The following is a 26,282-nucleotide window of genomic DNA, read 5'->3' as shown; positions in this document are numbered from 1 at the left end:
TCTTGAATGAAAAAGGAGCTGCCTACTATATCTCACCTGATGAAAAAGTACAATCACTTCCAACGGTAGAAGAAGAATACATCTGTGGATTGTTTTTATATCACCCAATCACCTATTGGTTGAAGAAGGTAGGAACTCAGTATAGAATTATCTATGAAGGTTCAGGAAAAGATTATTTTACATTGATGGGTAGGCAATCCTCTGAGCAATTGACCTTTATCAATGGAAAAGACAGTATTCAAAGTGATGACTTGGTCAACTATATCAGAGTAAAACGCAATGGGCTTTATGGTTTATTTGAGTATGATTATGATTCTGTTGAGAAAGACAAAGGCAAGTGCCGAGCTATTCGCACTCTTTTACCCATACAGTACAATGCTATTTATCATTCAAAAAAAGGTGGTAAAATATTTTTTGTAAAAGGAGGAAAAACAGGTGTTTATGGAAAACATAAAACGCCTGTGTACACCCTATTTGAACGCGTTACAGCGCACTTTTATAAGATTGCAAAGAACGGCAAACAGGGCTGGTTGGATATAAACACTTTGCAGGAGTATTTTTAATAGTTCGAAAAAGATACATATTTGAGCAAATTATACATTATACATTGTTCATTATTCATTAAAAAGTAGTATCTTTGCCGCCAAATTATTTATGATGGCTAATGCTAAATATATATTCGTAACGGGAGGGGTTACCTCCTCATTGGGCAAGGGGATTATCGCGGCCTCCCTTGCTAAGCTCTTACAGGCACGCGGTTATAGGGTTGCTTTGCAGAAGTTCGACCCGTACATCAATGTAGACCCTGGTACGCTCAACCCTTATGAGCACGGGGAGTGCTACGTAACGGAAGACGGCGCAGAGACCGACCTCGATTTGGGGCATTACGAGCGTTTTTTGGGTGTACCGACCTCGCAGACGAACAATGTAACCACAGGGCGCATCTACCAGAGCGTTATTGAGAAAGAACGCCGCGGTGAGTTCCTCGGGAAGACCGTGCAGGTGGTGCCGCACATCACCAACGAGATCAAGGAGCGTATGCAGCTGCTCGGTAAGACGGGCGATTACGACATCGTTATCACTGAGATTGGTGGGACGGTGGGCGACATCGAGTCGTTGCCGTACATCGAGGCGGTGCGTCAGCTTTTGTGGGACTTGGGTGAGCACAACGGCATCGTTATCCACCTCACTTTGGTGCCTTACCTCTCGGCAGCGGGCGAACTGAAGACCAAGCCCACCCAACACAGCGTAATGACGCTGATGGAGAGCGGTATCAAGGCGGATATTATCGTTTGCCGCACCGAGCACGAGCTTTCGGATGAGCTGCGCTACAAAATCGCGCTCTTCTGCAACGTAAAGCGCGAGGCGGTGATCCAATCCATCGATGCGTCTACCATTTACGACGTGCCGAATATGATGCTCTTAGAAGGGCTGGACAAAGTAGCCTTGCAGAAGCTCGACTTGCCGCAAAAAGGCGAGCCCGACCTCACCCAATGGAATGCTTTCCTCCAACGGCACAAGAACCCCAAGCACCGTGTGAAGATTGGGCTGGTAGGTAAGTACGTTGAGCTGCAAGATTCGTATAAATCAATCTTAGAGGCGTTTATCCACGCGGGGGCGGCTAATGAAGTGCGCGTTGATTTGGAAACGATACACTCCGAGCACCTTAACGAGGAGAACATCGAGGCGCGCTTGGGTCACTTAGATGGGGTGCTGGTGGCACCAGGCTTTGGCAGTCGCGGTATCGAGGGTAAAATCAGTGCGTTGCAGTACGTGCGCGAGCATCACATTCCTTTCTTGGGGATATGCCTCGGTATGCAGATGGCGGTGGTGGAGTTTGCGCGCAATGTGGCGGGTCTTGCAGGGGCGAACTCCACGGAGATGGACGAGCATACGCCTTACCCTGTAATTAGCCTTATGGAAAGTCAGAAAACGGTAACTGACAAAGGTGGAACGATGCGCCTTGGGGCGTGGGATTGCGAGCTTACGAAGCCGAGCCATATCTTTGATGCGTATGGCAAGACGCACATTAGCGAACGCCATCGCCATCGGTATGAATTTAACAATGATTATAAGGAAACTTTGGAGGCGGCAGGCTTGCGCTGTACAGGTATCAACCCTGAGACGGGCTTGGTGGAAGTGATAGAACTGCCTTCGCACCCTTGGTTTGTAGGCGTGCAGTATCACCCTGAATACAAAAGCACGGTCGCCACGCCGCACCCGCTGTTTGTGGCATTTGTGAAGGCGGCGTTGCAGAGAAAGTTAGAAGTTAGGAAGTAGGAGTTAGGAAGTAGAAATTAGAAATTAGAATATTAGAATGGAAGAGAAAAGAATTGATTTTAAAACCATTATAGGGTTTGTCCTTATCTTTATCCTGTTGATATGGGTAATGCAAAACAACAAGCCTTCGGAGGCTGAAATCGCTAAGCAGAAGGCACAACAGGAGGCAGCAGCAGCGGCTAAAAAGCAACGGGAGACTCAGCGCGTGGCGGGTACGCCCCAGAGCGCGTCTGTACCAACTGATTCGCTGGCGTTGGCGAACTATAAAGCCTCGTTGGGCGCGTTTGCTTATAGTGCGGCACTCCCTTCGGCACAGGCGGAGCTTACGACCATCGAAAACAGCGATGTGAAGCTCACCGTGAGCAACAAAGGCGGGCAACTGAAAAGCGTGATCCTCAAAGGGCAGACCACTTACGAGGGGAAACCCGTGGAGCTCATCGCTAACGGCAACTCGTACTTCTCGCTGAGCTTTACCACCGCACAAAACCAGACCCTGAACACTAAAGAGCTGTATTTTCAGCCCACTTTGACGCAGCAGGACGGCAAACAGACGCTCTCGATGAAGCTCAAAGCCTCTGATAGCCAGTATTTGGAGTATGTTTACACCTTGCCCAAGGACGGCTATATGGTGGACTTCGCCGTGCGCAGCGTGGGGCTTGCCAACATCGTGAATATGAGCAAACCGATCGATGCGAAGTGGTTCCTCAAGGCGCGCCGTATGGAGAAGAGCGTGACTTACGAGAACCGTTACACGCAGCTGACCGTGCAGTACGGTGATGGCAAGGTAAACCGTATGAGTGCGGCGGGCGGAGACGTGCAAGAGGAGCAACAAGTGCGCTGGATAGGCTTCAAGCAGCACCTTTTTGCCTCTGTGCTCATCGCCGACAGCCCCCTTTCGAGCGGCGAATTCAAATCGAGCAGTATCGCCAACGAAGAGCGTAAGGATTTGAAGCACACTAAGGACTTTGTGGCGACCTTCCCGCTGAAAGCCAAGAGCGGAGAGCTTAGCGAGTCGCTGCATTATTACTTCGGACCGAGTGATTACAAGCTCTTAAAGCAATACGACAAGCAATACGACCTCACCGACCTCATTCCGCTGGGCTGGGGCATCTTTGGCTGGCTCAATAAGTGGCTATTCATCCCGCTGTTTGGCTTTTTAACCAACTATTTCTCAGTAGGTATCACCATTATCTTGATGACCATCATCGTGCGGGTGCTGCTCTCGCCTATTGTCTACAAATCGTACGTATCGCAGGCAAAAATGAAGGTATTGCGCCCCGAAATTACCGAAATCAACGAGAAATATCAGGAACCGATGAAGCGTCAGCAAGAAACGATGGCACTCTATCGCAAGGCGGGCGTCAATCCGATGAGCGGTTGTATCCCCGCGTTGCTGCAATTGCCCGTATTCTTGGCATTGTTCAACTTTTTCCCTACCGAATTCGGGCTTAGACAGAAGAGTTTCCTCTGGGCGCAGGATTTATCCTCTTACGACTCGGTGCTTGAATTGCCTTTCTCGATACCGTTCTACGGCAGCCACGTGAGTTTGTTCCCATTCTTGGCATCGGTAGCGATCCTCATCTACTCGCTGATGACGATGGCGCAAAGCGTGCAGCAACAGCAGCCTGGGATGCCGAATATGAAGTTCCTCATCTATCTTTCGCCCGTGATGATGTTGTTTTTCTTCAACAATTACGCCAGCGGACTGAGTTTGTACTACTTCGTATCGAACTTGCTTACCATTTTGATAATGTTGGCGATCAAATACTGGATTATCGACGAGAAAAAGATCCACGCACAGATCGAAGAGAACAAGAAGAAGCCTAAAAAGGAGAGCAAATTCCAGCAACGTATGCGCGAGATGATGGAACAAGCAGAAGCGCAACGCAAAGCACAGCAAAAGCGATAATACATAGCTATCTTTATATAGATCGCGCCTCGGCGAATGCCGAGGCGCGATTTTTTGTGGGTTTATTTAAGGGAATGGTTTATAAAAATATTTACTGTTGGTCTCTTTTTATTTTCCTATTGGTTATTTTTATATTTTGTAGAGTTATTTTAATAAATAAAGCTGTTTAAACTTTTTCTTATAATAAAGAACCTGTTTAAACTTTTATCTTTCTAAGGAAGAAAAAACTGAATGCTAATAGATGCATCGCCACCCAATTGACATCTAACTTTTCATATCTGACCAATAAAGCTTTTTGCCCATCTATCCAAGCATTAGCCCTTTCTATTGTAAATCTTCTTTCGTATAACTTTTCATCAAAATAATTATCTCTTTCACCTCCATTTCTTGGGTTTCCCTTGATATTAGCAACAATATCTTTACTCTCTAAATAATCTCTAACTGACTGACTATCAAAACCTGCATCTGCACTTATAAATAGTCCCTCTGTATTTATATCAGCCTGTTCTAAGAACTCAAAAATAGCCTTTAGATTCTTCTCTATTTCGTACAGGTCATTATGATTTCCTGCCATTGGAGGACTCATTGCTAACATTTGTCCCTGATTATCACAAAGGAAAATAGCATTTGTCGTATTAGCTGCTTTTCTACCTTGAAACCCTCTACTTTCTCCTCCTTTTGTCTTACTATGGCTACCATCTATTTGAGCACAAGAAAGATCTAACTTACTCTTGTTTTTCTCTAAAATATTAAGCCATACCCTCTGAAATGAGCCGTCTTTGCTCCACTTGTTAAAGTAGTAATAGATGGTGTTCCAAGAGATTTCTCCCTCTTCAAATTGCTCTTTTATAGGAATTTCTCTCCACTGACATCCTGTTTTTAATCTCTTAAAAATCAGTGTAATAATTTTCATAAGACAGAATTTTGAAGAAAATCCTCGTTTTCCTACACTCAAAAAAGGTAGAATCCAATTAATTATTGTATCTTTGCACATAGTTCCAGTTTTTTTTAGATTTTTAGTTTGACAATACAAAAGTACTAAAAATTCTGGAACTTCTTTATTTTTGAAAAGTTTAAACAGGTTTCATATGTAAAATATATAAAAAATGAAAAATATAAAACTTCTTATTTTTACTTTTAGTGCATGTTTCCTTTTCTCTTGTAGTGGCGATGATGCTAGTCCTAGTATTCCAAATGGGGGGAAAGTCTTTAGTGGTGGCACAATCTTGCTGGAAGATAACGAAAAGAATCTGACTAATCCAGGGATGGGATGGAATCAAATGTACTATACATTTGATAATGTTGTTGTCCCTACGAATAATGATAAAAAGGATTTGTTGAATTGGGTTCCATGTGACATTATGTCTTTTCGTCTAAGCTGGGCAAAGATGGAACCAAAGGAGGGGCAATATAATTGGTACATAATTGATGATGTTGCTCGAAGCTGGGTTGCCGCAGGTAAAAGAATCGCATTCAAATTTTATACCAATTTCTTGTGGGATAATGCTGATCATCAGGCCACCCCATTATGGGTAAAGGATGCTGGAGCTAAGGGAAAGAATCTTGATGGGAATGGAAATCCTGCGGATGACTCTTGGATGGCCAATTATGGTGATCCAATACTTCTAGCTAAGTTGGCAAATTTTTATAAGGCGGTAGCTGACCACTTTAAAGATATGCCTGTTGAGTTTATAGAGATGGGGTCAATAGGCCGTGCAGGTGAAGGCAATAGCTATCAAATTGGCGTAGAACCTACAAAAGAAGAGATGAAAGCTCATGTTGATTTATTAAGGTCTAGTTTTCCTAACACGCAATTGATAATTAATGATGATTATGGTGCAGATGCCTGCCTTTATGCTAAGTCGGTGGGATTCGGCATTGATGACCATAGCATTGGTGTTGACAAAAGTGCGTCTTCTCCTGGTAGAGCCTATAATAAGTCTTTGATAGATAAGTTTCATGATGGGACTACTGTTATAGGTTTGGAGAACGACACTTGGTTAAAGCCTGACGATTGGTATCTTCAGCAGATGACAGATGCCCATGCCAATTATTGTCGGATACACACATCTCCATCTAATTTGAAATCAACGGAAGTACGTGATATAGTTAATAAAATGAATTTGAAAATGGGGTATAGAATACAGTTCCCTCAAATAGACTTACCCAAGGAAATAGTGAAAGGGAAATCTTTTGAAGTTACTTATTCTATAAAGAATGTAGGGGTAGGTTATTGCCCAATAGAGTGTTATCCAAAGTTTATCCTACAAGATGCTAAAGGACAGACAATTGCAGAAGCTACTGACAAGCAATTTGATTACCATAAGTTGATGTCACTTAGTGATAATGTTTTATTAACTAATCAAGTGACGATGATGATACCTGCAGGCAGTAAGGAAAATACGTTAAACCTGCTTATCTGCTTGGTAGATAAGAATGGTAATCCTGTTATCAATTTACCTTATGATAATGGAAAAGACAAGATGTATTCCATTGCGACAATAAATCTTAAATAATCTTTCTACGAAATGAATTAGGTGTAAGGGATGTTTAGCAAAATCCATAAGGCTACGTTCCTTACATTTTGAAAACGTGTGTATTATGAACAAATCTATATTTATAGCCATTTGCACCTTGTTCTGCCTACAAGTTCGGGCTGCTGATTATACGTTGATGTCCCCTGATGGGAAAATCAATGCAAGGATTCAAGTAGACCGTAAGGTCGATCTGCAAGTATCTTATCAAGGACAGAAATATATTTCTATTCCTGCTATCCGACTAATCACAGATAAGCAGGTGCTAGGTGAGAAGGTATCTGTAAAGAAGGTTGTACGCCATAGCGTTAATAGAGTATTACATCCCGTGTATGGCATTAATAGTAATGTAGGAGAAAACTATAATGAGTTACAAATAGACTGCAAAGGAAACTATAGCATTGTCTTTCGTGCTTACAATGAAGGTATGGCATGGCGGTTTATGACCAGACTAGGAAGAAAGGAAATTATAGTAAAGGAAGAACCCGTGGATTATCACTTTGCGGATAACTATACAGCGTGGTTCCATCCTGTTATGTCTGAATCAGATTACAGAAAGCAAAGAGTTTCAGATAATAAACAGAAACCCAACTATTCAAGTCTGCCACTTTTAGTTAAGGCTAATGACGGTGTGAATATTCTACTGCATGAATCTGACGTGTCTGATTATCCTTGTATGTCTGTGCAGTCTTCAATAAATCAGTCGAATACACTTACCGCCATTCATCCTTTTTATCCTAAGGCGACAGAGCCTGGGGGATATAAGAACTTTAATATGGTGGTGAAAGAACGTAACGATTATATTGCTCGAACTTCTGGTACACGTAGCTTTCCGTGGCGTATCATTGCATTTAGTGCTAGTGATAAGGATATTCTTAATAATCAGTTAGTATGGTTACTTGCCAATGACTGCAGGATACAAGATACTAGTTGGATTAAGCCTGGCAAAGTGGCATGGGATTGGTGGTATGGCTTAAACCTCTCTGGAGTTAATTTCGAGGCTGGCATTAATACTGAAACTTATAAGTATTAAAGCTGTTTAAACTTTTTCTTATAATAAAATAAAAGTTCCCGAAAATTAGTAATTTTGTGTTTGCAAAAAAAAGAACACCAAAATTCAGGAACTTTGGGCAGAGATACAATAAATAATTGGATTATTTCCTTTTTAAGTGTAGGAAAAAGAGGATTTAAAAGTAGTTTTGATTTAGCTTCAATATTTTTATTGATTCTCAAGAGATTAAAAACAGGGGTGCAATGGAAAGAACTTCCAATTGAGAGCTATTTTGAAAAAGGAGAAATTTCTTGGCAAAATGTCTATTACTACTTCAATAAATGTAGTAAAGACGGTAGTTTTCAGCGAGTATGGTTAAATCTATTAAGCAAGAAGAAAAGAAAATTAGATATGTCTTGCGTTCAATTGGATGGTAGTCATACACGTTGTCGGCAAAAAGGAGGTTGGCTTGACGGATATAAAGGCTTGATAATGAGATACGAGTATCTTGATGTAACTTGGATTGGAATGCTCCTATTTGGGTTTATCTCCAAGTTCCTCAAAAAAGTTTAAACACGTTTATCCTCTAAACTGAGCTTCCAACCACTCAGCTGCATTTTCTATTCCTCTTTCAGATTGAATGCTTTGCCCTATGAGCTGTGCTTGTTGCACTAATTTTTCTTCTTCTATATTTTTCAGTGCACTAATTAAGTCTTCTTTTGTTATGCGTTCAGATAAAGGCTCTAAGCCACAACCTATTTGATACATACGCTTTGCCCAAAAAGGTTGGTCTAAGGCACAAGGCATTATCAGCTGGGGGATGCCAGCTCTCAAAGCTGCCGCGGTTGTCCCTACACCACCGTGATGAAGGACTGCATAACTTTTTTCAAACAATAGTGCGTGTGGAGCTTGTTTTGTGACAAAAATCCTATCATTGCGAGGTAAATCAAGTTGGAGATTTCCCAGCAAAATTACCGCTCGTTTGTTGAGCTCTTGCAGTGCTGAGAGTAATTTTCTCATAAAGATTTCAGGTTTCTTGAGTTGCATACTACTAAAAGTTACCGTAAGAGGTCGCGCTCCCTCTTCTAAAAAAGTTACTAAATCACGAGATAGCACCTCATTGGTCTCTAAGAAGAAAAAGCCTGGTAAGTAAACGTGACCATTCCAATCCTTAACCTCTTTAAACAAAGTTGGACTAATTGGGTACACAATTGGGATTTCCTCCCCGCCTCGAAAGTAAGTGTATGCACCTGCCTTACGCGGTGGCAAATGGAGCGTTTCATTGCGAAACGCATTGATCTGCTTGATTTGTGCCACTTCGCTCTTACTGTTGAGCGCATAACTTTTTCTATTGAGCCAAGCCCCAAGATTATAACGCGCTGTGAGTGCCAAACAAGGAAAGTCAGCAATAGGATAAGTGCTTGGAGTCGATGGCATACTGATAGCTGGAATGCCCAATTTCACAGCAATATCCACTGCACCCAATGCCTTGGGGTGATAAATAATCATAGCTGCACCTTGTGCTGCCTTATAAAAATCGTCCATCGTTTTGCGATAGGCAGGGTTAAGTACTTCTTTCGATAGCTTTATAGCAGTCTGCAAGTGCAATAAAGGTGCATTAAGAACAGCTTTCCCTTCTGGAGTTTGCGCTAATGCCATAAAATCCAATTCTGTTGGATAAAACGCTACATTTTCAGCCTCAATCAAGTGCTCAAAACTTCTTCCTGTGGCAATTAACGACTGATGCCCACGCCGATTGAGTTCTTTTGCCAATGCCAAATAAGGCTGAACATCGCCTCTGGTTCCTAATGTTAAAAAGCAAATTTTCATTCTTCTATATATTACTCAGTGCCAAGCAGTGCATTTTTATCAGTTCTTCATTAGCAATTGCGACAATCCACTGCTTAGGTATAGCCGTATAACCGTAAATAGCTCCCGCCAAACTACCTGTAATAGCTCCTATTGTATCAGTATCTTCTCCCAGATTGACCGCGTATAACTATCAAACCGCAAAGATACAACATTTTAGTGAATAATCAGTAGTGAAGAATGATTAATTTCACTGCAAAATTATACATTATGCATTATCCATTATACACTGAAGCTGTTTAAACTTTTTCCTATAATAAAATAAAAGTTCCCGAAAATTAGTAATTTTGTGTTTGAAAAAAAAGAACACCAAAATTCAGGAACTTTGGGCAAAGATACAATAAATAATTGGATTATTCCCTTTTTAAGTGTAGGAAAATTTAGCTTCAATAATGGAGCGCAACCAGATGTTTATTTTGATGAAGAATTGTAGAAAAATAGGTTTAAAATTGGATGAGCAGATGGTTGGCTTGACGGATATAAAGGTTTGATAATGAGATACGAGTATCTTGATGTAACTTGGATTGGAATGCTCTTATTAGGGTTTATATCCAAGTTCCTCAAAAAAGTTTAAACACGTTTAATAAAAAAAATTATACAGTACATATATTATTATAAGAAAAAGTAGTACCTTTGTGCCACTTAATACAATTCAAACAATGATGGATTATTATAAAATATTAGGCGTAAATAAAGACGCCAGTGAGGCTGACATCAAGAAAGCCTATCGAAAATTAGCTCGGAAGTACCACCCAGATATGAACCCCAATGATAAAACTGCCGAGCAAAAGTTCAAAGAAATCAATGAAGCCAACGAAGTACTCAGCAACCCTGAAAACCGTGCTAAATACGATAAGTACGGCGAGCACTGGAAATACGGTGAAGAGTACGAGCGCGCTCAGCAGCAGCAACGCTCACAAGGCGACTTCGGCGGCTTTGGTGGCTTTGAAGGATATACCTCAGGCAACTATTCTCAAGAGGATTTCTCTGATTTCTTCAAGGATATGTTTGGGGGAAGAAGTGCAGGTGGCTTTGGTCGAGGTTACGGAAGCGCCTCAGGAAAATTTAAGGGACAGGACATCTACGCTGATATGTCACTAAGCCTGCGTGAAGTAGCTGTAAGCCAGCAGAAAACATTCACTGTAAACGACAAAAACATACGCATTACCGTACCCGCAGGAGTGTACGACGGATTACAAATCCGCCTTAAAGGTCAAGGACACGAGGGCTACAATGGTGGACCTAACGGCGACCTCTACATCACCTTCCACATTGAACCTGATAGCCAATTCGAGCGCGACGGCAACGACTTGAAAACCAAGGTAAACATCGACCTATACACCGCTATTTTAGGAGGAGAGATCGAGGTGAATACTCTCAATGGAAAGGTAAAACTCAAGGTGGCACCCGAAACCCAAAACGGCACAACCGTACGTCTTAAAGGCAAGGGCTTCCCTGTTTATAAGCAAGAAGGCGTGTATGGCGACCTATTCGTTACCTACAACGTACTATTGCCTAAAAACCTAACCGATAAACAAAAAGAACTATTTCAGCAACTTAAAAATTCATAAGCCTTATGGAAGAAAGAATATCAAGAGAGGATATTGTACGCCTCTACAACATAGAAGTAACGTTTTTCAACGATCTGGAAGCCTCTGGACTTATTCAAACAGAGGTAATCGCAGGCACCACCTATCTGCACTACGATCAGCTCTCAGCCTTTGAGCAATTCACCAACTGGCATTACGACTTAGAAGTAAATATGGCAGGATTGGAAATCATACATCATCTATTACAACAAATACACCAGCTGAGAGGCATCTCGCAACCTCAACTGCACAACCTCTAATACAACACTAAAACAGAACCATTTGAAAAGGGAAGATCACCGAAGATAGTTACTGATCTTCCCTTTATTTTCTTATATATACTATACCAATACCGCAACAGTATCTTTTTCTATCAAGAGATGTTCGAAGGATAACCGAAGGACATCCGAAGAACGACCGAAGAACGAGCTATACTTATTCCCATTTCATAAATACCTCAAGAAGATTATCTTGTAGAAAATTAAACTAAAATAAAGCGTGCTGAAAGAAAATAGACTTTCATAAAAATCATCCTTTATGTTTGGCAAACGCCTTACAAGCATTTTTAGTAAAATAAAGAGAGGCTTTTTCATCTCACACCATTTGCTAATTGAGAAAAATGTAGTACCTTTGCCGCCTGAATGATAAGTAACCTATGTACAAATATATTATACGCCCCCTGCTATTCAGCCTTGATCCCGAAAAGGCACATCGCTTTACCTTCTCATACCTGAAATTTATCTGCAAAATACCCTTTGTTCCTGCCCTACTCAGCGCTTTATTTAAAGTAGAGCACCCCTTGCTGGAGCGGGAAGTCTTCGGTATAAAATTCAAGAATCCAGTAGGTTTAGCCGCAGGCTTGGACAAAGATGCCAAGCTGTATAAGGAGCTTTCCAACCTCGGATTTGGCTTTATTGAGATTGGCACCCTCACCCCCAAGCCTCAAGCAGGCAACCCTAAAAAAAGGCTTTTCCGACTGATTGAAGATAGCGGCATCATCAACCGTATGGGGTTTAACAATGAAGGTGTAGAGGCTGCTATTGAGCGCTTAAAGCAAAATAAAAATGTGCTTATCGGTGGCAATATTGGCAAAAATAAAGTAACCCCTAATGAAGAGGCGGTAAGCGACTATCTCTATTGCTTCGAGCATCTATTTGATTATGTTAATTACTTCGTGGTAAATGTCAGTTCACCTAATACGCCCAACCTGCGTACTTTGCAAGAAAAAGAACCTTTGAAACACATTCTCAACACTTTGCAGCAACACAATCTACAAAAAGAAAAAACCAAACCTATATTACTAAAAATAGCTCCCGACCTCACCAACGATCAACTGATGGACATCATCGAGATTGTAAAGGAGACAGAGATAGCAGGCGTAATTGCTACCAATACTACCATAGAGCGCAAAGAGCTCAAATCGCACAACCAGAAGGAAACAGGAGGGCTCAGTGGCAAGCCACTCACACAGCGTTCAACTGAGGTGATACGTTTCCTCCACGAAAAAAGCGAAGGAGCCTTCCCTATCATTGGTGTAGGAGGGATTTTCACCGAAAAAGATGCTCTCGAAAAATTAGCTGCTGGTGCATCACTCATTCAGCTGTATACAGGTTTTATCTATGAAGGTGCAGGCCTGGTAAAGCGCATCAATCGAGTGCTGCTAAAAGCCAATCGTATTTAGTTCACAGCTCGTACAAAATAGCTTGGCACGACAATTGCAATACATAAGAAGCAGTTTTGTCAGAAATAGGTCAAGCGGCTGATTTACTTGTAGATATGCAATTCCTATGTCAGCTCTATACAACAGCACCTGACAAAATGTCAGTTAAAAATAATAAAAAATGATAGAAATAAGTAGTTTTGACAGTTTATCAAGTGAACACATAGAAGATGCAGAAATTATCCCGCTAATGAGCTCTGAGGATGAAGAGGCAATGCAGCGTGAAGGCTTACCCGAAGTACTGCCTATATTACCATTGCGCAACACCGTGCTTTTCCCAGGGGTAGTAATACCTATCTCTGTAGGGCGCGACGCCTCTATTCGGCTGATAACCGAAGCATATGAGCGCTCTAAAACGATTGGTGTGGTAGCACAACTGGACGAAAATGTAGAGGCTCCCGAAAGTAAAGATATATTCCGATTAGGTACTGAAGCACGTATTCTGCGTGTATTCAAAATGCCTGATGGCAATACCACGATTATCATACAAGGGCAAAAGCGCTTTATGATTGATACCGTGCTTGAAGAAAGACCGTATATCATCGCAAGCGTCAAAGCATTAGCAGAAACTAAGCCTAATGAAGAGGATAAAGAGTTTCAAGCTACCATTGAATCCGTTCGCGACTTGGCTGTACAGATCATCCAGCAAAGTCCTAATATTCCCACAGAAGCCACTTTTGCGATCCGAAATATTGAGAGCTCTTCATTCTTAATCAATTTCATTGCTTCGAATATGAATGCCTCTGTGATTGAGAAGCAAAGCGTACTCGAAGTTGATGACCTAAAGGAAAGAGCCACTGAAGCCTTAAAATATTTAGATATTGACTTGCAACGACTTACTCTGAAGAATGAAGTACAGTCGAAAGCACGATTTGATATTGACAAGCAGCAACGTGAGTACTTCTTGCACCAGCAGATGAAGACCATACAAGAGGAATTAGGCGGTGTTTCCTACGAGGTAGATACCGAAGAACTCAGAGCAAAAGCCAAAGCTAAGAAATGGGATGCGAAGGTAAAAGAGCATTTTGATAAAGAATTAGGCAAACTACTGAGAACCAACTCCAATAGCCCTGATTATAGCATTCAGCGCAACTATTTAGAGACACTCTTAGAACTGCCTTGGAATCAGTACTCTAAAGATAACTTCGACCTGAGGCGAGCTCAAAAGATATTAGATAAGGATCATTACGGTTTAGATGACGTAAAGCAGCGCATTATTGAGTATCTCGCAGTGCTGAAATTGCGCAAGGATATGAAGTCGCCTATACTTTGCTTCTACGGACCTCCAGGAGTAGGAAAAACTTCCTTAGGTCGCTCCATAGCCAAGGCACTCAATCGCGAATATGTGCGTATGTCGCTCGGGGGGCTTCACGACGAGGCTGAAATACGCGGTCACCGCAAAACCTATATAGGTGCAATGCCAGGGCGTATATTGCAATTGTTAAAAAAAGCACAAACCTCTAATCCCGTTTTTGTGCTCGATGAGATTGACAAATTAGGGAATAGCTATCACGGCGATCCCTCAGCGGCAATGCTTGAGGTGCTCGACCCTGAGCAGAACAAAGAGTTCTATGATAACTTCTTAGAGATGGGCTATGACCTATCAAAAGTGATGTTTATCGCCACAGCAAATGATTTGACCCCTATACAGCCAGCACTTCGCGACCGTATGGAAGTGATCACTATTTCAGGTTACACCACTGAGGAAAAAACAGAAATAGCTAAGCGCCATCTTTTGCCTAAACAATTAAAAGAGCACGGTATGAAATCATCTGACTTGCAGTTGAGCAAGAAAGAAATAGAACGCATCGTTGAAGGATACACCCGTGAATCAGGTGTAAGGGCATTAGAAAAAGAAATAGCCAAAGTAGTGCGTAACACAGCTAAGAATATCGCAATGGAAGAGCCTTATGACGTAAAGCTCTCTATGGAAACAATAGAGAAGATTTTAGGTCCTGCACGTTTAGAACGCGACAAATACGAGGATAACGATATAGCTGGCGTGGTCACAGGCTTAGCGTGGACAAGCGTTGGTGGGGATATTCTCTTCATCGAGTCGGCACTCTCCAGCGGTAAAGGGCTACTGAACATCACAGGTAATTTAGGTCAAGTGATGAAAGAGTCAGCTACCATTGCTTTAGAGTATCTCAAGTCGAATGCAGAGCGCTATGGGATCAATCCTAAGTTATTCAAGAAATACGATATCCACCTGCACGTACCAGAAGGAGCTACCCCAAAAGATGGACCGAGTGCTGGGATAGCAATGCTTACTGCCTTAGTATCGCTCTTCACCCAAAAGCGTGTGAAAAAACACTTAGCGATGACAGGAGAAATCACCTTGCGAGGCAAAGTACTGCCAGTGGGAGGTTTAAAAGAGAAAATATTAGCAGGAAAACGGGCAGGTATCAAAGAATACATCCTCTGCAAAGATAATGAGAAAGACATATTGGAGATTAAACAAGAGTATTTAAAAGGGCTCACATTCCATTATGTAACTGATATGGAAGAGGTTGTAAAATTAGCTATCACTAATAAAGATGCTAAAAACAAAAAGGAACTAAAAATAGAAGAGGACAAAAAAGAGGAAAAGTAGTGTTAATTTACCAAAGAGACTCCACTATTTGAAATTTTATTAGTACTTTTACAGCTCGTAAACAAACATAGGAATGAATAGAGAAGAAGATATTATAGGAGAAAACCATATAGCAACCTCAGCCGTTACCCCTCTTAGGGCTGATGCCTTTGATAAGTCAGTAGACGAAAAAATCGCAAAGATTGAAGAGCACGTGCGTGAGATATTGCTCACTCTTGGCTTAGACCTTACTGACGATAGCCTCAAAGGTACTCCTAAGCGAGTGGCTAAGGCATACGTAAAAGAGCTATTTGGTGGCTTATTGCCTGAGCGTAAGCCTTCAGCTTCTACATTCAACAACTCATACCACTATGGTGAAATGCTGGTGGAAAAGAACATTGTAGTATACTCCACTTGCGAGCATCATTTATTGCCCATCGTAGGGCGTGCACACGTGGCGTATATCTCCAATGGAAAGGTGATAGGACTCTCAAAGATGAACCGCATTGTGGAGTACTACGCTAAACGCCCACAAGTGCAAGAGCGGCTCACTCTGCAAATCGTGCAAGAAATGCAAAATGTATTGGGTACTGACGATGTAGCCTGCATCATTGATGCAAAACATCTTTGTGTGAACTCACGCGGTATCAAAGATATTGAAAGCAGTACTGTTACAGCTGAGTTTGGTGGTAAGTTTAAAGACCCAGAAGTAAGAAAAGAATTTTTAGAATATATTAAGTTAGACACTCGATTTCATTAAAAAAAGCTGCCCTATAATAAGGCAGCTTTTGCTTTGTGGAGAAGATGGGGCTCGAACCCACGACCTTTTGGCTGCCAGCCAAACGCTCTAGCCAACTGAGCTACATCCCCGTTCAGGGCGCAAAGATAATACAAATATATGAACTAAAACAAATTTTTAAGAAAAATATTTGCAATGACAGATAGATTGAATGGATCTCTATACACAAAGATTGAAAACTGTGTAGCAATAGTAGAGTTTGGGCACCCCAAATCCAACTCATTTCCTTTGGAACTTTTGGAGCGCCTTACCCGAGAAATAGATCTTCTCTCAGAGGATAAGTCAGTACGCTTAATACTGCTCAAAAGCGAAGGAGATAGAGCTTTCTGCGCAGGAGCCTCCTTTGATGAACTCTTAGCGATTGAAGATGAGGCAAACGGTAAGCGCTTTTTCGAAGGTTTTGCACACTTGTTCTTAGCAATGCGCCGTTGTACAAAGCTCATCATTGGTCGTGTACAAGGTAAAACCGTAGGTGGTGGTGTGGGCTTAGTTGCCGCAATGGACTATGTTTTCGCCACTGAGGCAGCAAGTGTGAAACTATCCGAACTCTCATTGGGCATTGGTCCATTTGTCATTGCCCCTGTGATACTGCGTAAGGCAGGTCAGGCAACACTCAATGAGCTATTTATGGCTCCTGACCAGTGGAAAAGTGCCTATTGGGTACAAGAAAAAGGGCTATTTGCAAGAGTATTTGAAAACACAAAGGATATGGATAAAGAAATTGATTACTTTTTAGATAAACTTTTACAATCAAACCCAGAAGCCCTCTCAGAAATGAAACGTATCACTTGGCAGGGCACAGAACATTGGGAAGAAGAACTCATTAAGAATGCAGCTATATCAGGCAAATTAGTACTTTCAGAACAAACCAAAGCAATGTTAGCTAAATTTAAGAACAAAGATTAAAGATGAAAACAGAAGAGACAGTATTAGAAATTGATTTATCAGCATTAGAAAAGAATATCAAATACTTACGCAGTAGGTTAAAACCTGAGACACGATTTTTGGCAGTAGTAAAAGCCTCCTCATATGGGAATAATTCTTTAGAAATAGCCTCCTATATTGAGCGTAAGAACTTGGCAAATTATTTTGCAGTAGCCTTCACCTCTGAAGGAATTGCCTTGCGCGAAAGAGAACTCAAACTGCCTATACTGGTGTTGCATCCTCAGGCAGTAAATTTTGAGGATATCATAAAGTACAACTTAGAACCGACACTTTACAGCAAACGTATCTTAACTCAGTTCTTAGACTTTGCAAAAGACAAGCATTTAGAGCACTATCCAGTACATATAAAATGCAACACAGGGCTAAATCGTTTGGGTTTTGATTTAGAAGAAATGGATGACGTATTACCTTTGTTAAAAAACAACCCTCATATCTCTGTAAAAACAGCTTATTCACACTTAGCAGCTTCTGAAGATATGAACGAACGAGAATTTACAAAAAATCAAATAGCTCTATTTGTGAAGTTTCAAAAGAAAATTGATGCTACATTTGATTATAAAGTGATTTACCATCAATGCAATACCTCTGGTATACTCAATTATCCTGAGGCACAATTTGATATGGTGCGCTGTGGTATTGGGATGTATGGCTTTGCTAATGACGCTTCCCTACAACCCAATATGACCCCTATTGCAGCACTTAAAAGTGTGATTTCGCAAATTCACCAGCTAAAAACAGGTGATAGTCTCGGCTACAACAGAGGTTATATTGCCGATCGTCCTACACACACAGCAACCATCCCTGTAGGACACGCTGATGGGATTAACCGTATCTACGGCAAGGGTAAGGGTTATGTATTCATCAATGGAGAGAAAGCACCTATACTCGGAAATGTATGTATGGATATGATTTTAGTAGATATCACATCAATTGATTGCAAAGAAGGCGATGAGGTGATTGTCTTCGATAGAAACCATACAGCAGAGGCATTAGCGGAATCAGCTGGTACAATATCGTATGAGCTTATTACTTCTATGGCACACAGAATCAAGAGAATATATAAAGAGTAATAAAAAAGTTTAAAAAAAAATGCAAAAATGCTTGCTATATCAAAAATAGTTTGTAATTTTGCACCCGATTTACAGCGCGGGATAGAGCAGTAGGTAGCTCGTCGGGCTCATAACCCGAAGGTCACTGGTTCGAGTCCAGTTCCCGCTACTAAAGCGGCGTAACGTGTTATTTGATAGCGAGTTACGCCGATTTTATTAAAAAGTGTGGGACAAATTCGGGTCAGTTATCCGCCACACTATGAAAAATGATTTTTAAGGCTTATTTAGGACTATTGATGAATAGCCCTAAATAAAAAAATGCCTAAGAAAGAAAATAACACCTCTTCGCGTAGGGTATTCGTAGACTACAAGCCCGCAGAACTTAAAAAGGGCAAGGAATGGCGTATCTCTTATTACGCCAAAGTACCCGCTCAGAATGAATTTAAGCGTTTTAGGCAACGTGTGCCCCAAATGAAAAGCACGCGTGAGCGGGAACGATACGCCCAAAGAATGATAGCAGCCATCAACTTAAAGCTATCGCAAGGCTGGTCGCCGTTCTATGAGATGCAAGATGTAAGCTACAAATCATTAGAGTATTGTGCAGAGCTATTTATAAGTATGCAGCAACGTGAAGTAGATGACGGCATCAAGCGACCCGATACGGTGCGTTCCTATCGCTCTATGCTCGATATGCTTATGAAGTACGTAAAAGATAAGAAAATAGAATTGAAATTTATCATTGAGCTGGATAGGTTTTTCATAACAAACTACCTCGATTACTTATATTACGAACGTAAAAACAGCCCTCGAACTTATAACAACCACCTGCGTTTCCTCAATACCTTCTTAGAATGGTGTAAAGATAAACAGTTTGTAAAGCAAAATGCCGCAGAAGGTATAAAAACTAAGGCTAAAACACAGAAAAAACGCGAAGTACTTAGCCAAGCTGTTAAAGAGAAGGTAAGAGCATTACGCGATACTGATTTTCATTTTTACGTGCTTTGTATGCTTACTTATTACTGCTTTATACGGCGCACGGAGCTAACAAAGCTCAAAGTGAAGGACGTGCAGTTGTTTAGGGGCTTTATATTGGTAGAAGGTGAGAACTCTAAGAATAAAAAGACGGAAGCCGTTACCATACCCAACGCTTTGCTGGCTGACCTTGCGCAGCATATCGGCAATGCAAAGCCTGACGATTACCTATTCTGTTATAATGATTTTAAGACAGGCAAAAAGCAGCTCACTCCTAAAAAGATTTCAGACCGCTGGGCTAAGTTCAGAAAAGAACATAAGTTTGATAGCAAATACCAATTCTACTCACTCAAGGATACAGGCATCACTGACCTACTCAATACGGGTATCCCCGCCATAAAGGTGCGCGACCAAGCGCGACATCACGACTTAAAGATTACGGAAATGTACACTGCTCGCAATAAGTTTGCCGATGAGACGGTAAAAACAGTCGATTTCACCTTCTGACCCCTACCCAGCTCTCTCTCTGCAATAAATAATACAGAAAAGTGTGTGTGTTCTGTATGCAGTGCGTTTTTGCGGTATAATACGCTGATAAACAGCAAAATAATTGCACACAAAAGTACATACAATTCAAAAAATAAACTGTAACATAAGGGGGCGGGTTTTGTGTGCAACGGGTTTCAATGACAAAAAATGCCCTTTCCTCTGTTTCTCAAAGTGTCGCAGAGCTAATTTGTATCATACAGCGGTGAGGTGTAAATACAGGTCTATTATGTTGTTGTGGTAAGTTTTGTGTTAAAGCGACAAACGGCGTGCTTCTTTGGCGTGCCGTTTGCTGAGTTCCTTCCCTCAAATGAGGAATGAAGTTTATTTTTTCTTTGTTGTCTTAGCGTTCTTTGTGGTTTTGGGCTTACTGATTTTACGTTTTTCTACTTCTTTCCCTTTTCGGTATAGTTCTGCTTTTATTTCTTCATCTTTTACGAATATATCACCGTATCCTTTTTTGGTAAGTCCTTTTATAAGTTCTTTATCGCCTGTCCAGATTTTATACCCTGTTTGTAGGTGTAACCCGAAAAAGAATACGTCGTCTCTATCTATATCTTTGATTATTTCGAATGCTTTGTCTAATATAGGGGTTGGTATCTCGCTTACGTTGTAGGTTGTTATTATGCTTTTGTAGTAATCGAGTTCTGTTCTGAGTTCTTTTTCGGAGAGTGGTGAATACTTTTTTATTACGTCCCAATGTTCTTTTACCTCAAAAAAGAGGTATGAGGGGGCACAGAACCCTAATTTGCTTCTTGTTTTTAGTATGATAGCGCAGCTACCTCGTGGAGATATTAGGGCACTAACTATGATGTTGCTATCGGTAATGAGTATCATCTTTCAGCTGATTGTTTTTTAAATAGCATATCGAATAGGTAACGCTTTGTCATTGAGGCGTTGATAGATTTTGATATTTCGGTAATGGCGCGTTGTTTTTCTGCGCGGGTGTATTTGTTTTTTCCTATTTTATCTTGTTTTTTCTTTTCTACTGTTTTCATACGTTTGTAATTTTTTGGCAAAGGTAGTAAATGTTTTTGAATTGGCAAGGGGTGGGCGTAAAAAAAGCTGCCTTACGGGGCAGCTATGAACTCAGGCGCGGCACTTTTAGCGACGTCTTGCCTTGCGCAGGCGCTTCAAAGAACCTTTAAGCAGCTTGTCAGCTTGACGACGGTGCTTTAAGATTGTTTTTGTCTTTGGAGAACCTACATAGACTACTTCACCGCCTTTACGGATTTTATAGCCTTTACGAAGAACTCGTAACTTTACGGTCATTTCGCGAGAATTACTACTGTTTAATTTACTCATCTTTATTGTGTTTTATTAGTTACTTATCTTAATGTGTCCAACCTCTTTTCGAGAATAGAACTATAATTTAGCATAGCTTCATATTGCGCTATTAGCAACGATTGTTGCGTTCTATCAATAAGTTTAAATCCATTACTTTCAATAAAGTTCTCTAACTTTTGGATTTTTCCATCAAGAGAACGTTTTTCATTAAAAATATTAGTGAAAACCTGTTTTCTTACATTCTTATCCATACTTATTTATATTAATATAGGTTATACACATTTGTTTGCGTTGGTTCCTCCTCTGCTTCTACAGGTATAAGCGCTTTTTCAGCGATGTTATACCTGAGTAGGCTGGCAGGAACACTATTGTAACGGTTCTTGTCGGGATAGACGTAGTTGTCGCGATAGTCGGGAAACTTTTGGGTGAATAGGATTATATCGCCATCGTACTGGGACTTGCTTCCGCCGCGCATCTTACCGTCTACGGTTTGCTGGAATATGACCAAAAATAGTTTTCCGTTGTACTTCTTTCGAAGGTCTTTGTCAATTTCGAACTTAGGGTCTATCTCTTTGAGCTTTTGGTAGCTATCAATGACAATTACGTCGTTACGCTTGATAAGGGCATCGAGTTCTGCAATACTTCGCACATCGGCAGCCTCAACGTTGTGGACAGCGCGGTCATTGAGGTATTGCAGGGCCTTCTGCTCGTAGAGAAGGCTGTCGGGAGTTTCTTCTATCGAAACGTGTCCGACACGGTACCGTTGTGCCAGGTCATCGATGAACTGAAAAGCAAAGCGGGTTTTTCCGCTACCTTGTCCCCCTGTCATTGTGATGACGAGGCTGTCGGTAGTTTTGCGTTCGAGGTTGCCGAGAAAGTGCGCCATATCGTAGCGGTCGATGTGGTACATTTCGCGGTGCGAGGGTGCGGCATTGAGACGGTCGGCGAGTGTGGTACGTCCGTCCTTAGAGCTACTATAGCTAAGGTCTAAGTAAGGCGTAAGCTTGTCGATAGGTAAATCCTCAACGTAAATGTCGTGGCTTTCCTCCTCATTGGGGATTTCAGGAGCGGCGAGGCGTATGTTGTCAGAGGGGCGAATAGGGGCGGTTTTTGAAACTTTTTTTGTTTTTTCTTTGGTGGAAAGTTTTTTTGTTGTACCTTTGCGCCCAGAAGACGTCTCAACCTCCTCGTCTTGCAGAGTGCCTACTGGGTTCTGCGTAGGTTGAGACGTCTTTTTTTCTTTACGTCCCACCTCCATATTTTTGAGTTCTGTTTTTCTATCTTTATAGACGGCAAGGGATATACGAACGTGGCGTTTTTCGCCGTCAATGGTGAGTTTGGACTTGAAATTCATATAGCCGATAACGTCTTTTCCATCAGTGGTTTTGCGGTCGCCCCAATTATTGTAGGTTGAGTTCTCAATGAGTTCTTTAAGGTGCTCAACGGCTGCGACTTTTGCAGCATACATAGCTTCGCCACGTGCGATTTTGCGCCCTGCGGCAGAGGTTAGTACGACTTCTTTTAGTGCTTTTTTGATAAGTGCTTTGTGCCCTTTGAGATACTTGTTGTAGTACTCGAGGGTGTAAACACGCAGCTCTCGTCTTGACATTTCTTTAAAGCGGTCGGTGGAGACGGCGAGGTGTGGGGTGGCGAGGGCAGTTTGCTTTTTCTTGTTTCCCAGCATTCTGTTAAGTTTGTCTTTGGTGAGGATATTGCTTGTTTTTACCCAATCGCCTTTGACAGTACTCCATTTGTAGCCTTTTGCTTTCATTTCGGCACTTTTATCAGTAACATATTCCTCATAGTTTTTTGTTACGCCTCTTGTTTTTTGTAAGTCGTGAACAATTTCAAGTCCTATTTCTGAGAATATGTAAGACCTTCCTTTTTTTATGGCTAAACCTAAGTCTTCAAGATGAAAAGCGGGTATGATGTATATATCATCAAGGTAGAATGTTTCGTCTTTCTCGACAAGCCAAGGTTGCCCTGCTAAGCCTGAGCCGAACATTAATGCACGGATGTGCTCAGGTTGGCATTTTACCTTCTTTGCCCATTTTTCATAAAATGCTTCCCATTTTTTGTAGTAGGTAGTGGAAATTACATACTTAATATTATTTTGTTTTTCAACAGGGTATTGGCTAAGGTCTATTTTGAGTTTTTTGGCTCTATCGAGTATGTAGTTATCCCAATCCTCTGTGTTTTTTGGGAGCTGTTTCTCTTCTGTGGCTTCAGTGCGTTGTTTTTTTCGTGTGCCGATTAAGAAGTCGTCGTCTTCTTTACTTTTTATGATTTCTTGTATAGTTTCATCGGCTAATTGGTCTGCTATGCCTTTGTGTATTTCCTCTTCAAAAGGATGTCCGTTTAGGTGGTTTATCATATCTATATACATCTTAAAGCCTAAATCAGTTAGCTCAATGGTGTGCTTAATTCCTTTAGCGGATACATTGAAGACTATGGTGTCATTCCAATAGTTTTTATGGTCAGTAACATCAAATACACCTTCAGGGTCTAATTTGGCGAGTGTAGCGTTGTGAATTGTTGGGTGTATCTTTTCAATCTTCTTGGGGGCTTTTTCTTTGAGGTATTTGGTAAGAGCAAAAAGGGCGTTGATTTCTTTTTGGGGTATAGTGGGGTACTTCTTAGCGATTTTAGCTAAGAAGTTGGTGGGTTGAGGTGTGGGGTTTGAGGTTTGAGGTGTGGGGGGGGTGCCTAATTCTGCCCAAAAGGCCGGTTCGCCTTCTGAGTTGAGGGCGAGGATATAGTTAGCGGCTTTTTGTGCGGCGGCTGAGGCGCGCATCATAAATTTGTTGTCTTTTTCGGTTTCCTCTAATACTATTGCCCAATTTTTTAGATATTCGGCGTGGTTTCTTGATGTTTTCCACATAATACCTGCTTGTGCGGATAGGAATACGGAGCCGAACTCAGCAATGAGTTCTTCAAAGGCGTATTCTTTTGAGCCGAATTTTGTGTTTAAAACACGGTCGAGACGCTTTTTCACTCCTGTGGAGTGGGTAAGCTCGTGGAATAGGGTGCGGTAATAGGCGTTTGCCCCTATAAATCTTTCGAAAGGAGGCACGTTTACAACGTCTTCTTGGGGGTCATAATAGGCTTCATTGGGGTCTGTATGTTCTATTTTGGGTGGGTTGGGGTAGTGCTTTACGATGAGTTTTGCAGCGGGATTTTCCTCTGCATCTTCTGGGGTCATTTTCCCTATGATAACTTCATCAAGTCCAAAGTCAATGCCTTCTATGTCTGCACCGTTAAAGACGTTGTAGTATTTAGGCATAGGGATATAACTGATTAAGGGCAAATTGTCGTCTGTGTATCCGAGTTCTTTTAGGTGTGCTACTACTTTTTCTTTGCTGTAGCTTTCGAAGTTGTTTTTGGGGTTATCATTGTCTTTGTAGACGTGCAATTCTGTGTAATAGATTACTTTAAAGGCAACTGCACCCTTCTTTACTTTACCTTTATGGGCTTCCACTTGCTTAAAGGTAAGGAAGTAAGGGTTTGTAAATACCATATCCCCCGTCATTTTTTTCTGTTGAGCGTGTATAAAAAAGACGTTAATCCCTCCATAAGGTTTTTTGCTGTCAAAGTTAATGGGCATACAGTAGAGTTTGTCTGTTTTCCATTCTTGGGTAACGTTATCGCCTGTGGCGTCTTTCATCATCTCGATGATGTGGTCGGTTACCATTTTGTAGATTTCCTTAGTGGATACAGGCTTACCGAGAGCTAATTCGGGGTCGTTTTCCTCATCTTCAGGGGTGTACAAATCTACCCCAGCCAAATAAGAGCGAGGAACGACTTCGCTTTCTTTATGGCTGAGGTTGATGGTGAAACTTTCGGCAGTGGGGTAAGCATCGAGTACTTTTTTGATACGATGTACAAGAGGCGTTTGTTCCTCACTTTTTGCCAGTTGCAAGAGTTCGTACAGGTCGGGGCGGCTAATATCTTTACCGTCTAAGGCGTTGAATTTATCTACTGAGTTCATTGTTTTAACTTTTGGTTACTTTCTTCGTTTGGTGTGTGTGGCGCGTGTGGCGCGTTTAGTGCGTGTTTTAGGTTTACGGGTAGATTTTGTTTTAGGTGTGCCGTTGTCTTTTTTCAAGATGAAAAAGGCAGCAGCGGCAGCACTACCCAATAGCAACCAGTTAGGAGTGCCTGCTTTTTCCTCAAAAGGCTTAGGGGTTGCTTTTGGGGTTTCGGCGGGCTTTACGGATGGTTTAGGCGTAGGCTTGGGAGTTACCGCTGGTTTCTTAGGGGTCACTTTGGGCGCTGAGGGGGCTACAGGCTTTGCTCCTGTGGCTACCAGTTGCGCGCGTCGGGTTTTGAGCTTAGCAATAAGCTCTTTGTTCCTTTTGATACGCTCCTCTTCAATGGCACCTACGACACTTGTACTGCCGTAACGCTTGCGGTACTCAGATAAGGCTTGTTGGTCTTTGAGGATTTCGACATTTAAGGCAGTTACCTTAATGTCTATCTCATTGATACTTAGCTTATCGATATTTGCGTCGCCTGTGAGGCTGAGCTGACCGTATAAGGTCTTGTGTGTGGTACTTGTTTTTTTCATCGTGCTGGGTATTACTTTTTAAACAATATGTATCCTGCCAAAAGACCGATACCTACTTTTATCCAAGTGTCTTTCTTCTTGGCTTCAGCGATAATTTTGTCGGTTTCACTCTGCGCCTTTGGAGCGATGTCCGTAGTGCTTGGCTGGGTTACGCTTGGGGTGCTCTGTGTGTTGAGTTCTTCTCCGTATAGGAGTACTCGGTTTGCGATGCTTCTTTCTTTTTCTTTTTCCATTGTGATATGATTTTATGATGTTATTTTATCCAGTTACTACATACGTCGTCGTTTTGGCGGGCTTTGGCTGCTAATGGACAACCACAAGCACCGCAGACGTATACACCAAAGCGTTTTTCCTTAAAAGGGCAAAGATGGCAGATGTTCAGGCGCCGAGTAGCTTCACGCTCTACGTTCTCGCGACTGAGCTTTACACTTGCTTTGGCTAAATTGCTGTATCCGTTGTATATGCCTTTAAGGTTTATCATTGCTTAATGCGTTTGGTTATCAGTTCGTGAGTTATAAGGTTCGCCGCAACGGTAGCTCCGAAGGTAAAGAGTACAGGAGTGTACCACTTTCGGCTGTTGCGCTGGGTGTATAGCAATACGGCAATGCCTGCCACAGCTACATAAGGGACGATATTGCGTTTCTTTTCCATAG

27 protein-coding genes and 2 tRNA genes are annotated in these 26,282 nt (G+C 41.7%); 16 read left to right on the top strand and 13 right to left on the bottom strand.

Annotated features, from left to right (window positions below):
• The first annotated feature begins 2 nt into the window (after nt 1–2).
• The 3 genes from AXF12_RS07995 to yidC all read left to right on the top strand — a co-directional run bounded on the left by AXF12_RS07995 (nt 3) and on the right by yidC (nt 4,189).
• The gene (locus AXF12_RS07995; RefSeq protein WP_066430062.1) at nt 3–563 is read left to right on the top strand and encodes a hypothetical protein; all 561 of its coding nucleotides are present in this window, start codon (nt 3–5) and stop codon (nt 561–563) included.
• A 94-nt stretch (nt 564–657) separates the two neighbouring features.
• Nucleotides 658–2,280 (top strand): CTP synthase, encoded by a 1,623-nt coding sequence (locus AXF12_RS07990; RefSeq protein ID WP_066430060.1) that lies wholly within the window; start codon nt 658–660, stop codon nt 2,278–2,280.
• Nucleotides 2,281–2,317: 37 nt separating this feature from the next.
• A complete protein-coding gene (yidC, locus tag AXF12_RS07985; protein ID WP_066430059.1) occupies nt 2,318–4,189 on the top strand; it encodes a membrane protein insertase YidC in 1,872 nt (623 codons plus the stop codon).
• Between the two features lie 196 nt (nt 4,190–4,385).
• Here the strand turns inward: yidC and AXF12_RS07980 are convergent, their stop codons facing one another.
• Nucleotides 4,386–5,102 (bottom strand): IS5 family transposase, encoded by a 717-nt coding sequence (locus tag AXF12_RS07980; RefSeq protein WP_231909921.1) that lies wholly within the window; start codon nt 5,100–5,102, stop codon nt 4,386–4,388.
• A 193-nt stretch (nt 5,103–5,295) separates the two neighbouring features.
• On the opposite strand from AXF12_RS07980, the gene AXF12_RS07975 reads away from it, so the two are divergent.
• The 3 genes from AXF12_RS07975 (at nt 5,296) to AXF12_RS07965 (ending at nt 8,287) form a co-directional block, all read left to right on the top strand.
• On the top strand, nt 5,296–6,705 hold the full coding sequence (locus tag AXF12_RS07975) for a DUF4832 domain-containing protein (protein ID WP_066430053.1): 1,410 nt from the start codon (nt 5,296–5,298) through the stop codon (nt 6,703–6,705).
• 85 nt (nt 6,706–6,790) lie between these two features.
• Nucleotides 6,791–7,756 (top strand): glycoside hydrolase family 97 N-terminal domain-containing protein, encoded by a 966-nt coding sequence (locus AXF12_RS07970; RefSeq protein ID WP_066430052.1) that lies wholly within the window; start codon nt 6,791–6,793, stop codon nt 7,754–7,756.
• Nucleotides 7,757–7,816: 60 nt separating this feature from the next.
• Nucleotides 7,817–8,287 carry a transposase gene (locus AXF12_RS07965; RefSeq protein WP_231909922.1) on the top strand — a complete coding sequence of 157 codons (471 nt, stop codon included), beginning with the start codon at nt 7,817–7,819 and terminating at the stop codon, nt 8,285–8,287.
• A gap of 6 nt (nt 8,288–8,293) precedes the next feature.
• On the opposite strand, the gene AXF12_RS07960 is transcribed toward AXF12_RS07965, so the two are convergent.
• Together AXF12_RS07960 and AXF12_RS11900 are read right to left on the bottom strand one after the other, a co-directional pair.
• Complete coding sequence (locus tag AXF12_RS07960; protein ID WP_066430051.1) at nt 8,294–9,544, bottom strand: glycosyltransferase; 1,251 nt, start codon at nt 9,542–9,544, stop codon at nt 8,294–8,296.
• 4 nt (nt 9,545–9,548) lie between these two features.
• Nucleotides 9,549–9,668, bottom strand: a complete 120-nt coding sequence (locus AXF12_RS11900; RefSeq protein WP_234945907.1) for a hypothetical protein — start codon at nt 9,666–9,668, stop codon at nt 9,549–9,551.
• 204 nt (nt 9,669–9,872) lie between these two features.
• Here AXF12_RS11900 and AXF12_RS12545 point away from each other — a divergent pair, with 204 nt between their 5' ends.
• The 6 genes from AXF12_RS12545 (at nt 9,873) to folE (ending at nt 16,224) form a co-directional block, all read left to right on the top strand.
• A complete protein-coding gene (locus AXF12_RS12545; RefSeq protein WP_169792831.1) occupies nt 9,873–10,016 on the top strand; it encodes a hypothetical protein in 144 nt (47 codons plus the stop codon).
• Between the two features lie 226 nt (nt 10,017–10,242).
• Nucleotides 10,243–11,154 carry a DnaJ C-terminal domain-containing protein gene (locus tag AXF12_RS07955; RefSeq protein WP_066430050.1) on the top strand — a complete coding sequence of 304 codons (912 nt, stop codon included), beginning with the start codon at nt 10,243–10,245 and terminating at the stop codon, nt 11,152–11,154.
• 5 nt (nt 11,155–11,159) lie between these two features.
• Nucleotides 11,160–11,432 (top strand): chaperone modulator CbpM, encoded by a 273-nt coding sequence (locus tag AXF12_RS07950; RefSeq protein WP_066430049.1) that lies wholly within the window; start codon nt 11,160–11,162, stop codon nt 11,430–11,432.
• A 395-nt stretch (nt 11,433–11,827) separates the two neighbouring features.
• Complete coding sequence (locus AXF12_RS07945) at nt 11,828–12,853, top strand: quinone-dependent dihydroorotate dehydrogenase (RefSeq protein WP_066430047.1); 1,026 nt, start codon at nt 11,828–11,830, stop codon at nt 12,851–12,853.
• A gap of 160 nt (nt 12,854–13,013) precedes the next feature.
• Nucleotides 13,014–15,485 carry an endopeptidase La gene (gene lon, locus AXF12_RS07940; protein ID WP_197697153.1) on the top strand — a complete coding sequence of 824 codons (2,472 nt, stop codon included), beginning with the start codon at nt 13,014–13,016 and terminating at the stop codon, nt 15,483–15,485.
• 67 nt (nt 15,486–15,552) lie between these two features.
• A complete protein-coding gene (gene folE / locus AXF12_RS07935) occupies nt 15,553–16,224 on the top strand; it encodes a GTP cyclohydrolase I FolE (protein ID WP_197697159.1) in 672 nt (223 codons plus the stop codon).
• 36 nt (nt 16,225–16,260) lie between these two features.
• On the opposite strand, the gene AXF12_RS07930 is transcribed toward folE, so the two are convergent.
• Nucleotides 16,261–16,334 (bottom strand) — tRNA-Ala (locus tag AXF12_RS07930).
• 64 nt (nt 16,335–16,398) lie between these two features.
• Between AXF12_RS07930 and AXF12_RS07925 the strand changes: the two genes are divergently transcribed.
• From AXF12_RS07925 to AXF12_RS07910, 4 genes are all read left to right on the top strand, one after another.
• Nucleotides 16,399–17,169 (top strand): enoyl-CoA hydratase/isomerase family protein, encoded by a 771-nt coding sequence (locus AXF12_RS07925; RefSeq protein ID WP_066430041.1) that lies wholly within the window; start codon nt 16,399–16,401, stop codon nt 17,167–17,169.
• A 2-nt stretch (nt 17,170–17,171) separates the two neighbouring features.
• On the top strand, nt 17,172–18,278 hold the full coding sequence (gene alr, locus AXF12_RS07920) for an alanine racemase (protein WP_066430039.1): 1,107 nt from the start codon (nt 17,172–17,174) through the stop codon (nt 18,276–18,278).
• 75 nt (nt 18,279–18,353) lie between these two features.
• Nucleotides 18,354–18,426, top strand: a tRNA-Met gene (locus AXF12_RS07915).
• A 149-nt stretch (nt 18,427–18,575) separates the two neighbouring features.
• Complete coding sequence (locus AXF12_RS07910) at nt 18,576–19,736, top strand: tyrosine-type recombinase/integrase (protein WP_066430037.1); 1,161 nt, start codon at nt 18,576–18,578, stop codon at nt 19,734–19,736.
• A gap of 363 nt (nt 19,737–20,099) precedes the next feature.
• Here the strand turns inward: AXF12_RS07910 and AXF12_RS07905 are convergent, their stop codons facing one another.
• From AXF12_RS07905 to AXF12_RS12290, 9 genes are all read right to left on the bottom strand, one after another.
• A complete protein-coding gene (locus tag AXF12_RS07905) occupies nt 20,100–20,612 on the bottom strand; it encodes a PIN domain-containing protein (protein ID WP_066430034.1) in 513 nt (170 codons plus the stop codon).
• Nucleotides 20,609–20,773 carry a hypothetical protein gene (locus tag AXF12_RS12295; RefSeq protein ID WP_169792830.1) on the bottom strand — a complete coding sequence of 55 codons (165 nt, stop codon included), beginning with the start codon at nt 20,771–20,773 and terminating at the stop codon, nt 20,609–20,611. The genes AXF12_RS07905 and AXF12_RS12295 overlap by 4 nt, the downstream gene beginning before the upstream one ends.
• A 106-nt stretch (nt 20,774–20,879) precedes the next feature.
• Entirely contained in the window at nt 20,880–21,080 is a 201-nt protein-coding gene (locus tag AXF12_RS12120; RefSeq protein ID WP_143325047.1) for a hypothetical protein, read from the bottom strand.
• A gap of 23 nt (nt 21,081–21,103) precedes the next feature.
• Nucleotides 21,104–21,313: a crAss001_48 related protein gene (locus AXF12_RS07900; RefSeq protein WP_066430033.1), complete on the bottom strand. Its 210-nt coding sequence runs from the start codon at nt 21,311–21,313 to the stop codon at nt 21,104–21,106.
• Between the two features lie 11 nt (nt 21,314–21,324).
• Nucleotides 21,325–25,050 carry a zincin-like metallopeptidase domain-containing protein gene (locus AXF12_RS07895; protein WP_066430030.1) on the bottom strand — a complete coding sequence of 1,242 codons (3,726 nt, stop codon included), beginning with the start codon at nt 25,048–25,050 and terminating at the stop codon, nt 21,325–21,327.
• Nucleotides 25,051–25,065: 15 nt separating this feature from the next.
• Nucleotides 25,066–25,629 (bottom strand): hypothetical protein, encoded by a 564-nt coding sequence (locus AXF12_RS07890; RefSeq protein ID WP_066430028.1) that lies wholly within the window; start codon nt 25,627–25,629, stop codon nt 25,066–25,068.
• Between the two features lie 11 nt (nt 25,630–25,640).
• Nucleotides 25,641–25,862 carry a hypothetical protein gene (locus tag AXF12_RS07885; protein WP_066430026.1) on the bottom strand — a complete coding sequence of 74 codons (222 nt, stop codon included), beginning with the start codon at nt 25,860–25,862 and terminating at the stop codon, nt 25,641–25,643.
• A gap of 20 nt (nt 25,863–25,882) precedes the next feature.
• Nucleotides 25,883–26,110: a hypothetical protein gene (locus tag AXF12_RS12115; RefSeq protein ID WP_143325048.1), complete on the bottom strand. Its 228-nt coding sequence runs from the start codon at nt 26,108–26,110 to the stop codon at nt 25,883–25,885.
• A complete protein-coding gene (locus AXF12_RS12290; protein WP_159429718.1) occupies nt 26,107–26,280 on the bottom strand; it encodes a hypothetical protein in 174 nt (57 codons plus the stop codon). The genes AXF12_RS12115 and AXF12_RS12290 overlap by 4 nt, the downstream gene beginning before the upstream one ends.
• Nucleotides 26,281–26,282 lie beyond the last annotated feature (2 nt).

The sequence above is a fragment of the Capnocytophaga haemolytica genome, assembly GCF_001553545.1.
GTDB classification, from domain to species: Bacteria; Bacteroidota; Bacteroidia; order Flavobacteriales; family Flavobacteriaceae; genus Capnocytophaga; species Capnocytophaga haemolytica.
The sequence above is the reverse complement of the archived record's forward strand: the minus strand, read 5'-3'. Positions and strand labels throughout refer to the sequence as shown.

Excerpts from the sequence above, each read along its gene's own strand:
- AXF12_RS07975 (WP_066430053.1), top strand. The coding sequence starts at position 5,296 with ATGAAAAATATAAAACTTCTTATTTTTACTTTTAGTGCATGTTTCCTT.
- AXF12_RS12115 (WP_143325048.1), bottom strand. The coding sequence starts at position 26,110 with ATGATAAACCTTAAAGGCATATACAACGGATACAGCAATTTAGCCAAA.
- AXF12_RS07895 (WP_066430030.1), bottom strand. The coding sequence starts at position 25,050 with ATGAACTCAGTAGATAAATTCAACGCCTTAGACGGTAAAGATATTAGC.
- AXF12_RS07890 (WP_066430028.1), bottom strand. The coding sequence starts at position 25,629 with ATGAAAAAAACAAGTACCACACACAAGACCTTATACGGTCAGCTCAGC.
- AXF12_RS07885 (WP_066430026.1), bottom strand. The coding sequence starts at position 25,862 with ATGGAAAAAGAAAAAGAAAGAAGCATCGCAAACCGAGTACTCCTATAC.
- AXF12_RS07905 (WP_066430034.1), bottom strand. The coding sequence starts at position 20,612 with ATGATACTCATTACCGATAGCAACATCATAGTTAGTGCCCTAATATCT.
- lon (WP_197697153.1), top strand. The coding sequence starts at position 13,014 with ATGATAGAAATAAGTAGTTTTGACAGTTTATCAAGTGAACACATAGAA.
- AXF12_RS07900 (WP_066430033.1), bottom strand. The coding sequence starts at position 21,313 with ATGGATAAGAATGTAAGAAAACAGGTTTTCACTAATATTTTTAATGAA.
- AXF12_RS12295 (WP_169792830.1), bottom strand. The coding sequence starts at position 20,773 with ATGAAAACAGTAGAAAAGAAAAAACAAGATAAAATAGGAAAAAACAAA.
- AXF12_RS07980 (WP_231909921.1), bottom strand. The coding sequence starts at position 5,102 with ATGAAAATTATTACACTGATTTTTAAGAGATTAAAAACAGGATGTCAG.
- AXF12_RS07990 (WP_066430060.1), top strand. The coding sequence starts at position 658 with ATGGCTAATGCTAAATATATATTCGTAACGGGAGGGGTTACCTCCTCA.
- alr (WP_066430039.1), top strand. The coding sequence starts at position 17,172 with ATGAAAACAGAAGAGACAGTATTAGAAATTGATTTATCAGCATTAGAA.
- AXF12_RS07970 (WP_066430052.1), top strand. The coding sequence starts at position 6,791 with ATGAACAAATCTATATTTATAGCCATTTGCACCTTGTTCTGCCTACAA.
- AXF12_RS07950 (WP_066430049.1), top strand. The coding sequence starts at position 11,160 with ATGGAAGAAAGAATATCAAGAGAGGATATTGTACGCCTCTACAACATA.
- AXF12_RS07960 (WP_066430051.1), bottom strand. The coding sequence starts at position 9,544 with ATGAAAATTTGCTTTTTAACATTAGGAACCAGAGGCGATGTTCAGCCT.
- AXF12_RS07925 (WP_066430041.1), top strand. The coding sequence starts at position 16,399 with ATGACAGATAGATTGAATGGATCTCTATACACAAAGATTGAAAACTGT.
- AXF12_RS12120 (WP_143325047.1), bottom strand. The coding sequence starts at position 21,080 with ATGAGTAAATTAAACAGTAGTAATTCTCGCGAAATGACCGTAAAGTTA.
- AXF12_RS07945 (WP_066430047.1), top strand. The coding sequence starts at position 11,828 with ATGTACAAATATATTATACGCCCCCTGCTATTCAGCCTTGATCCCGAA.
- yidC (WP_066430059.1), top strand. The coding sequence starts at position 2,318 with ATGGAAGAGAAAAGAATTGATTTTAAAACCATTATAGGGTTTGTCCTT.
- AXF12_RS12290 (WP_159429718.1), bottom strand. The coding sequence starts at position 26,280 with ATGGAAAAGAAACGCAATATCGTCCCTTATGTAGCTGTGGCAGGCATT.
- AXF12_RS07910 (WP_066430037.1), top strand. The coding sequence starts at position 18,576 with ATGCCTAAGAAAGAAAATAACACCTCTTCGCGTAGGGTATTCGTAGAC.
- AXF12_RS07955 (WP_066430050.1), top strand. The coding sequence starts at position 10,243 with ATGATGGATTATTATAAAATATTAGGCGTAAATAAAGACGCCAGTGAG.